The organism is Arenimonas sp. (genome assembly GCF_022842045.1).
GTDB lineage: Bacteria > Pseudomonadota > Gammaproteobacteria > Xanthomonadales > Xanthomonadaceae > Arenimonas.
The window spans coordinates 25397-33684 of sequence record NZ_JALHQI010000010.1; the positions used below are offsets into that span (position 1 = coordinate 25397).

Sequence of the window (8288 nt, forward strand, 5' to 3'; positions counted from 1 at the left end):
GCAGGCAGAAGCTTCGTCCATTCCAAGGGGAGGGGCGGACATGTTGCGGAGCATCCTGGCGGTACTGGCGGGCATCCTGGTGATGGGGATCACCGTGGCGGCGGTGCAGTGGCTGGGGCATTCGATCTACCCGCCGCCGGCGGACATCGACCCGACCGACCATGACGCGATGGTCGCGCTGATCTCGCAGATGCCGAAGATGGCGCTGGGCATGGTCCTCATCGCCTACGCCTTCGGCACCTTCCTGGGCGCCTTCACCGCGGCGACGATCAGCGCGAAGCACAAGCGCGGCGTCGCGATCGTGGTCGGCGTGGTGATGCTGGCGCTGGTGGCGCTGAACTTCTCGGTGATCCCGCACCCGGCGTGGATGGTCGTTGCCGGCCTGCTTATCCCGCTGCCCTTCGCCCTGCTGGGCTGGCGCCTCGGACGCTGAGCCAGGCGCCCAGCAGCAGCAAGGCCACGGCGACCGCCTGCGTCCAGTGCGGGCGGGCCTGGCCAAAGGCCAGCAGCAGGCCGGTGGAGAGCATCGGCGCGGCGTAGGACAAGGTGCCGAGCACCGCGATGTCGCCACGCTTGGTGCCGATGTCCCACAGCCAGAAGGCGATGCCGGTCGGGCCCAGGCCCAGCAGCAGGATCAGCGCGCCCTGCCCCGCCGTCGGCGCCACGGTGGTTTCGAGCGCGACATGCGCGATGGCGCCCAACACGCCCACCGCGAGGCAGGAACCCGCCATCGCCGCACTGGGCACCGCCTCGAAGCGTCGGTTGAGCACCGAGTACAGCGCCCAGACCAGCGCCGCGCCGAGCGCGGCCGCATAGCCGGGAAGATGCGCCGGATCGATGTCCACCCGCCCCGCGCGCGTGACCAGCAGCACCGCGGCAGCCAGGCCAAGCACGGTGCCGAGCCACTGCCCGGCGCGCACCCGTGCGCCCCCGAGCAGCGCCGCGAACACCACGATCAGCAGCGGCCACAGGTAGTTGATGAGATTGGCCTCCACCGCCGGCGCGTTCTTCAGCGCGATGAAGTACAGCGCGTGGTAGCCGAACAGCGCCGCGATGCCCAACGCGCCCGCGGCCAGCGGTTGCCGCAGCGCCGTCAGGCCGGGGCCGCCGGGCCGCAGCAGCAGCGCACAGCCCGCCAGGCCGGCGACGCCGAACCCCATGGCCAGCAGTTGGAACGGCGGGATGCCGGCGGTGCCGCCGGTCAGCACCGCCAGCGAAGACCACAGCAGCACGGCCGCGAATCCGGCCAGGGTGGCGCGGCGCGGCGTCATCAGGCGCGAGGCGCGGCGTCGTCGAGGCCGATGTCGCCGGTGGCGCGGTCGTACACGGCCTGGTCGAGCAGGCCGGTCTCCTTCGCCACCAGCACCGGCACCAGCACCTGGCCGGTGACGTTGGTCATCGTGCGCATCATGTCCAGCACGCGGTCGATGGCGACCAGGTAGCCGATGCCCTCGAGCGGCAGGCCGGCCGAACTCAGCACGACCGTGGCCATGACCATCGCCGTGCCCGGCACGCCGGCGGTGCCGAAGCTGCCCAGCACCGAGGCCAGCAGGATCACGAAGTACTGCGAGGCGCTGAGCTCGATGCCGAAGTACTGCGCCACGAACATGGCCGTGAGCGTGGGGAAGATCGCGCCGCAGCCATCCATCTTGATGCTGGCGCCCAGCGGCACCGCGAACGCCGCGTATTCCTGCTTCACGCCCAGCGCATGGGTCGCCGCGCGCAGCGAAGCCGGCAGCGCCGCGAAGCTCGACGAGGCCACGAACGCCACCTGCATCGCCGGCAGCGCGCCGCGCAGGAAGCGCAGCGGGTTCAGGCCATGCGCCAGCAGCAGCCCGCCGTAGACGAAGACGATGTGCAGCGCGCAGGCCAGGTACAGCGCCAGGACGAACCCACCCAAGGGCAGCAGCCGCTCGAAGCCATAGCTGCCCACCAGCGCCGCGATCAGGCCGAAGGTGCCGATCGGCGTGACCTCGAGCACGAAGCGCGTCACCTGGATCATCACGTCGCTGGCCTCGCCGGCCAGCGCCCGCAGCTTCGCGGTCTTCTCGCCCAGCTTCACCAGCGCGAAGCCGACCAGGCCCGCGAAGAAGATCACCTGCAGGATCTTGCCGTCCGCCAGCGCCGCGAACGGATTGGCCGGCACCACGTCCAGCAGCACGGCCACCGGGCCGGGCACCACCTTTTCGACGTAGGTTTCCGCCACGGTGAGCTCGCCCAGGCCCAGGCCCGGCTGCATCACCGCGCCCACCGCGAAGGCCACGCCCACCGCCAGCGCCGCCGTCGCCGCGAACCAGGCGAAGGTGCGCCCGCCCAGCGCCGCCACCGACTGCTGCCCGGCCAGGCTGGCCACCGCGTTGATGACCGCGAAGAACACCAGCGGCGTCGCGATCATCTTGATCAGGGTGACGTAGAGCGTGCCCAGCGGCTGGAACCAGTCCGCCGCGGTCTCGCCCAGCGCCCAGCCGGCCAGGGCGCCCAGCACGAAGCCGGCCAGCACGCGCTGCCAGAAGGGAATGCGGAACCAGCGGGATACCAGGGTCATCGGCTTGCCTCGGGGAACGTGGGGGGACGATACCGGGAGGCGGCGACCGGGTCATCCGGTTCTTCACGCTCGGAAACGCAGCGTTCCGGGAGATAATGGCGGCCTGTTCCCGGAGCCCCCGATGACCCTGATCCTGTTCCTCGCCGGCCTGGCCCTGTTGATCGTTGGCGCCGACCTGCTCGTCCGCGGCGCCGCGCGCCTGTCCTTGTCGCTGGGCATTGCCCCGCTGGTGGTGGGCCTGACGGTGGTCGCCTTCGGCACCAGCGCCCCCGAACTCGCGGTCTCGGTGAAGGGCGCCCTTGACGGCCAGACCGACATCGCCCTGGGCAACGTCGTGGGCAGCAACATCTTCAATGTCCTGTTCATCCTGGGCGTGTCGGCCCTGCTGGCGCCGCTGGTGGTGGATCGCCAGCTGATCCGGCAGGAAGTGCCCATCATGATCGGCCTGAGCTTGCTCGTCGGGTGGATGGCATGGGACCTGCGGCTTTCCTTCCCGGAGGGCGCGCTTCTGGTCGCGCTGATTGCGGGCTACACGCTGCTCCTCTACCTGCAGGGCAAGCGTGCGCCCGCCGCCGAGGTGGCAGACGAAATGCTGCCGACGGGGCCAGGTTGGCTCTCGAGTCTGCCAGGGCAGCTGATGCTGATCCTGGTCGGGCTCGCCATGCTGGTGCTGGGCTCGGGCTGGCTGGTCGATTCGGCCATCGTGTTCGCCACTGCGCTAGGGGTGAGCGAGCTGGTGATCGGGTTGACCATCGTCGCCGCGGGCACGTCGCTGCCCGAGGTCGCCACCTCGATCATCGCCGCCCTGCGCGGCGAGCGCGAAATCGCGGTGGGCAACGTGTTGGGCAGCAACATCTTCAACCTCGGCGCCGTCCTCGGCATCAGCGCCATGGTCTCTGGAACGGGGCTCACGGTGCCGCCGGCCCTGCTCGCCTTCGACCTGCCGGTGATGATTGCCGTGGCGGTGGCCGTGCTGCCGGTCCTGTTTACCGGTCACTTGATCGCCCGCTGGGAAGGCGCCGTGTTCCTGGCCTACTACCTGGCCTATACGACCTATCTCGTGCTCTATGCGCAGGACCATGACGCCCTGGACGAGTTCAGCCTGGTCATGCGCACGGTGGTCATCCCCTTGACCGCGATCACGCTGGTCGTGGTGGTTGCCCGCGAATTTCGCCACCGGCGCCGGGCCTGACCCGGCGACGCCGGGAACCGCCGGCAGGCCGTGACCGGGCCATCCGCCCCTTCGCGCCCGGGATATCTTCGTTGCGGGCCATAATGTCGCACTGTCCCCGGAGCCTTCGATGACCCTGATCCTGTTCCTGGCCGGCCTGGCGCTGTTGATTTTCGGCGCCGACCTTCTGGTTCGCGGCGCGTCCCGCCTGTCGCTGTCACTGGGCATCGCGCCTCTGGTGGTCGGCCTGACGGTCGTCGCCTTCGGCACCAGCGCCCCCGAGTTGGCCGTCTCCGTGAAAGGCGCGCTCGACGGCCAGACAGACATCGCCCTGGGCAATGTAGTGGGCAGCAACATCCTCAACGTGCTGCTCATCCTGGGCCTGTCCGCCCTGCTGGCCCCGCTGGTGGTGGACCGCCAGCTGATCCGCCAGGAAGTGCCGATCCTGATCGGCCTGAGCGCCCTGGTGGGCTGGATGGCGATGGACCTGCGCATCTCGTTCGCCGAAGGCGGCGTGCTGGTGGCGCTGCTGGTGGCCTACACCCTGCTGCTTTACTTCCAGGGCCGCAGTGCCCCGGCCGAGGAAATGGCCGACGAGCTGCTGCCCGCCGCACCCGGCCTGATGGCGAAGACGCCGGTACAGCTGCTGATGGTCGCGATCGGCCTGGGCATGCTGGTGCTCGGTTCGCAATGGCTGGTGGACTCGGCCACGGTGTTCGCCACCGCGCTGGGCGTGAGCGAACTGGTGATCGGCCTGACCATCGTCTCGCTGGGCACTTCGATGCCGGAAGTCGCCACCTCGGTCGTCGCCGCCCTGCGCGGCGAGCGCGAGATCGCGGTCGGCAACGTGATGGGCAGCAACATCTTCAACCTGGTCTGCGTGCTGGGCATCAGCTCGATGGTGTCCGGCACCGGGCTGACGGTGCCGCCGGCGCTGCTGGCCTTCGACCTGCCGGTGATGATCGCGGTGGCGGTGGCGCTGCTGCCGGTGCTGTTCACCGGCCACCGGATCGCGCGCTGGGAAGGCGGCGTGTTCCTGGGCTACTACGTGGCCTACACCGTCTACCTGGTGCTGTACGCCCAGGAGCACGACGCTCTGGACGAATACAGCCTGGTGATGCGCACGGTGGTGATCCCGCTCACGGTGATCACGCTGGGCGTGGTGGCGGTCCGCGAACTCCGCCACCGACGCCGCGCCTGACCCTCAGAACGGTTTGAAATAGACCAGCCAGAGGATCGGCACCAGCAGCACCAGCGGCACCTCGTTGAACCAGCGCAGGGCCGTGGGCGACGGCAGCTTGCCGCCGGCCGCGGCCTTGCGGATCCAGCGGCCGGTGACGATGAAGTGGCCCAGCATCAGCAGCACCAGGGTCAGCTTCGGGTGCAGCCAGCCGCCCGCGATGCCGAAGTGCATCCACAGCGCCAGGCCCAGCAGCAGGGCGATGCCGAACATCACGTGCCCGAAGCGATACAGCCGTGCGCCCATCAGCGCCAGCCGCGCGCGCACGGCCGGCTCGTCGCCGGCTTCGGCCAGGTTGACCAGGATGCGCGGCAAGTAGAACACCGTGGCCATCCAGGAAATCACGAACAGCACGTGGAAGAGCTTGGTCCAGAGGTAGGCCATAGGGTCTCGGATCTCGTGGCGGGTAGGTTGGCGTCAGCGGCAGTTCGGGCGGCGGCCGGCCGCGCGCGCCTGCTCGTAGGCCGGCATCAGCGAGGGCGCGGCCGCGGCCAGGGTCTGGATGCGGCGCTGCGGATCGGGGTGGGTGGACAACCAGGCCGGCGGACGGGCGCCACCGGCCTGCTTCTGCATGTTTTCCCACAGCGCGGCGGCGGCGCGCGGGTCGAAGCCCGCGTTCGCCATGTAGCGCTGGCCCAGCACGTCGGCTTCGGTTTCATGCTGGCGCGAGAACGGCAGCGCGATGCCGGCCTGCGCGCCCAGGCCCAGCAGGCCCAGCAGCTGCTGGCGTTGGCCACCGGTGGCGGAGTTGAGCACCTGCAGCGCGGCGTCGGTGGCGAACTGGTTGGACACGCGTTCGGCGGCATGGCGCGAGGTGACGTGGCCCAGCTCGTGGCCGATGACCGAGGCCAGCTGGTCCTGGTTGGCGGCGACCTTCAGCAGGCCGGTGTGCACGCCGACCTTACCGCCCGGCAGCGCGAAGGCGTTGGCGCTGGCGTCGTCGATCAGCGCCACTTCCCAGGGCTTGCTGCGGGCCGGCTCGGGCAACTGCGCGATCAGGGCGCGGGCCACGCAGTTCACGTAGCGGGTGGAGGCCGCATCGCCGGAAATCTTGCCGCCGGCCTTGACCTGGGCGAAGGCGGTGGCGCCCATGCGGTCCATGTCGGCGTCGCCCACCAGGATCAGCTGGGAGCGGCCGGTGGGCGTGGTGGTGCAGGCGGCGGCAAGGCCAAGGGTAAGCAGGGCGGCGAGCTTCACGGGGCGCAGGCGCATGGGGGAGACTCCTTCCGGGATCGGGCCCCATGATTGGCGCATCGCCCCGAGGCCGCAAGCCGGGCCCGGTTCAGGTGCCTGAAGCGCCGCTGGGGTACAATCCCGCGCCTTCTTCGTGTCCGTGGTGTGCCGGTATGCGAAGTCTTCCCGATTCAATCGGACCCAGACCTACGGACTCCCCATGACCGCCCAGACGACCGAGGCGCCCAGCGCGCCGCTGCATTTCCGTGACCTTGCGCTAAGCGAGCCCCTGCTCAAGGTGCTCGCCGAAGTCGGCTACGAGTCGCCCTCGCCGATCCAGGCCGCGACCATCCCGCACCTGCTGTCGGGCCGCGACGTGCTGGGCCAGGCCCAGACTGGCACCGGCAAGACCGCCGCCTTCGCCCTGCCGATCCTCTCGCAGATCGACCTGACCCAGACCAAGCCGCAGGCCCTGGTGCTGGCGCCGACCCGCGAGCTGGGCATCCAGGTCGCCGAGGCTTTCCAGCGCTACGCCGCGCACATGCCGGGCTTCCACGTGCTGCCGGTGTACGGCGGCCAGCCCTATGGCCCGCAGCTGCAGGCGCTTCGCCGCGGCGTGCACGTCGTGGTCGGCACCCCGGGCCGCATCATCGACCACCTCGACAAGGGCTCGCTGGACCTGTCGCTGCTGCGCAACCTGGTGCTCGACGAGGCCGACGAGATGCTGCGCATGGGCTTCATCGACGACGTCGAGGCCATCCTCAAGAAGATGCCGGCCGTGCGCCAGACCGCGCTGTTCTCGGCCACCATGCCGCACGCGATCCGCCGCATCGCCCAGACCTACCTGAAGGACCCGGTCGAGGTCACGATCGAGGCCAAGACCCGCACCGCCGAGAACATCCGCCAGCGCAGCTGGGAAGTGTCCGGCCTGCACAAGCTCGACGCGCTCACCCGCATCCTCGAGGCCGAGCCCTTCGACGCCATGATCGTCTTCGCCCGCACCAAGCAGGCCACCGACGAGCTGGCCGAGAAGCTGCAGGCGCGCGGCTTCTCCGCGGCGTCGATCAACGGCGACGTGGTGCAGGCGCAGCGCGAGCGCACCATCGAGCAGCTCAAGAACGGCAAGATCGACATCCTGGTCGCCACCGACGTCGCCGCCCGCGGCCTCGACGTCGACCGCATCAGCCACGTCGTGAACTACGACGTGCCCTACGACACCGAAAGCTACGTGCACCGCATCGGCCGCACCGGCCGCGCCGGCCGCAGCGGCGAGGCGATCCTGTTCATCGCCCCGCGCGAGCGCGGCATGCTGCGCGCGATCGAGCGCGCCACCCGGCAGCCGATCACGCCGATGGAACTGCCCACCGTGGCCGCGGTCAACGACGTGCGCATCGCCAAGTTCAAGCAGCAGATCAGCGACACCCTGGCCGCCGGCGAGCTGGGCGAGTTCCGCAAGCTGATCGAGGACTACGAGCGCGAGAAGAACGTGCCGGCGATCGAGATCGCCACGGCCCTGGCCAAGATGGCCCGCGGCGACGTGCCGCTGCTGATGGAGCCGCCGAAGTTCGAGGCCAAGAAGCGTGCGTTCGAGCGCGACGTCGCCGCCGCGACCGACAAGTTCGCCAGGCCCTCGCGCTTCGACAAGCCCGAGCGCGGCGAGCGCCCGGCCCGCGCCGAGCGTCCCGAGCGGCCGGCCTTTGCCAAGAAGGTCCGCGAGCCGCGCACGCCCGACGAAGGCAAGAGCACGTTCCGCATCGAGGTGGGCTACGACCACGGCGTGAAGCCGGGCAACATCGTCGGCGCGATCGCCAACGAGGCCGGGCTGGACGCCAAGCACATCGGCCGCATCGAGATCTTCGAGGACCACACCCTGCTCGACCTGCCGGACGGCATGCCGCCGGACGTGATGCAGCACCTCAAGACCGTGTGGTGCGCCGGCCAGCAGCTGCGCATCACCCGCGACGGCGAGGCGCCGGACACCGCCGGCAAGGCGCCGGGCGGCAAGTCCTTCGGCAAGAAACCCTTCGCCGGCGGCAAGAAGGAGTTCGGTCCACGCAAGTTCGGCGGCGACAAGCCGGGCTTCAAGAAGCCGCACCGCAAGGGCCCGTCGCACGACTGAGCCCTGCCCTTCGCATCACCCGAGTGGCGCCGTCGTCACC

The 8288-nt window shown here is 70.1% G+C and carries 8 protein-coding genes; 4 read left to right on the plus strand and 4 right to left on the minus strand.

The annotated features are described in order from the left end of the window. Positions 1-40: 40 nt before the first annotated feature. A complete protein-coding gene (locus Q0C12_RS03990; protein WP_290886482.1) occupies positions 41-433 on the plus strand; it encodes a hypothetical protein in 393 nt (130 codons plus the stop codon). Here Q0C12_RS03990 and Q0C12_RS03995 read toward each other — a convergent pair. Both Q0C12_RS03995 and Q0C12_RS04000 read right to left on the minus strand, forming a co-directional pair. Then, positions 387-1271: a DMT family transporter gene (locus Q0C12_RS03995; RefSeq protein ID WP_290886484.1), complete on the minus strand. Its 885-nt coding sequence runs from the start codon at positions 1269-1271 to the stop codon at positions 387-389. The two genes, Q0C12_RS03990 and Q0C12_RS03995, sit on opposite strands and share 47 nt — an antisense overlap. Then, on the minus strand, positions 1271-2545 hold the full coding sequence (locus tag Q0C12_RS04000) for a dicarboxylate/amino acid:cation symporter (RefSeq protein ID WP_290886487.1): 1275 nt from the start codon (positions 2543-2545) through the stop codon (positions 1271-1273). Before Q0C12_RS04000 ends, Q0C12_RS03995 begins: the two co-directional genes overlap by 1 nt. A 121-nt stretch (positions 2546-2666) precedes the next feature. On the opposite strand from Q0C12_RS04000, the gene Q0C12_RS04005 reads away from it, so the two are divergent. Together Q0C12_RS04005 and Q0C12_RS04010 are read left to right on the plus strand one after the other, a co-directional pair. Next, the gene (locus Q0C12_RS04005) at positions 2667-3737 is read left to right on the plus strand and encodes a calcium/sodium antiporter (protein ID WP_290886490.1); all 1071 of its coding nucleotides are present in this window, start codon (positions 2667-2669) and stop codon (positions 3735-3737) included. A gap of 109 nt (positions 3738-3846) precedes the next feature. Then, a complete protein-coding gene (locus tag Q0C12_RS04010) occupies positions 3847-4917 on the plus strand; it encodes a calcium/sodium antiporter (protein WP_290886493.1) in 1071 nt (356 codons plus the stop codon). A gap of 3 nt (positions 4918-4920) precedes the next feature. Here the strand turns inward: Q0C12_RS04010 and Q0C12_RS04015 are convergent, their stop codons facing one another. Further along, on the minus strand, positions 4921-5340 hold the full coding sequence (locus Q0C12_RS04015; RefSeq protein WP_290886495.1) for a CopD family protein: 420 nt from the start codon (positions 5338-5340) through the stop codon (positions 4921-4923). 33 nt (positions 5341-5373) lie between these two features. Beyond that, positions 5374-6168, minus strand: coding sequence for a M48 family metallopeptidase (locus tag Q0C12_RS04020; RefSeq protein ID WP_290886498.1), 795 nt, complete (start codon positions 6166-6168; stop codon positions 5374-5376). Between the two features lie 181 nt (positions 6169-6349). On the opposite strand from Q0C12_RS04020, the gene Q0C12_RS04025 reads away from it, so the two are divergent. After that, positions 6350-8248 (plus strand): DEAD/DEAH box helicase, encoded by a 1899-nt coding sequence (locus tag Q0C12_RS04025; RefSeq protein WP_290886500.1) that lies wholly within the window; start codon positions 6350-6352, stop codon positions 8246-8248. Positions 8249-8288 lie beyond the last annotated feature (40 nt).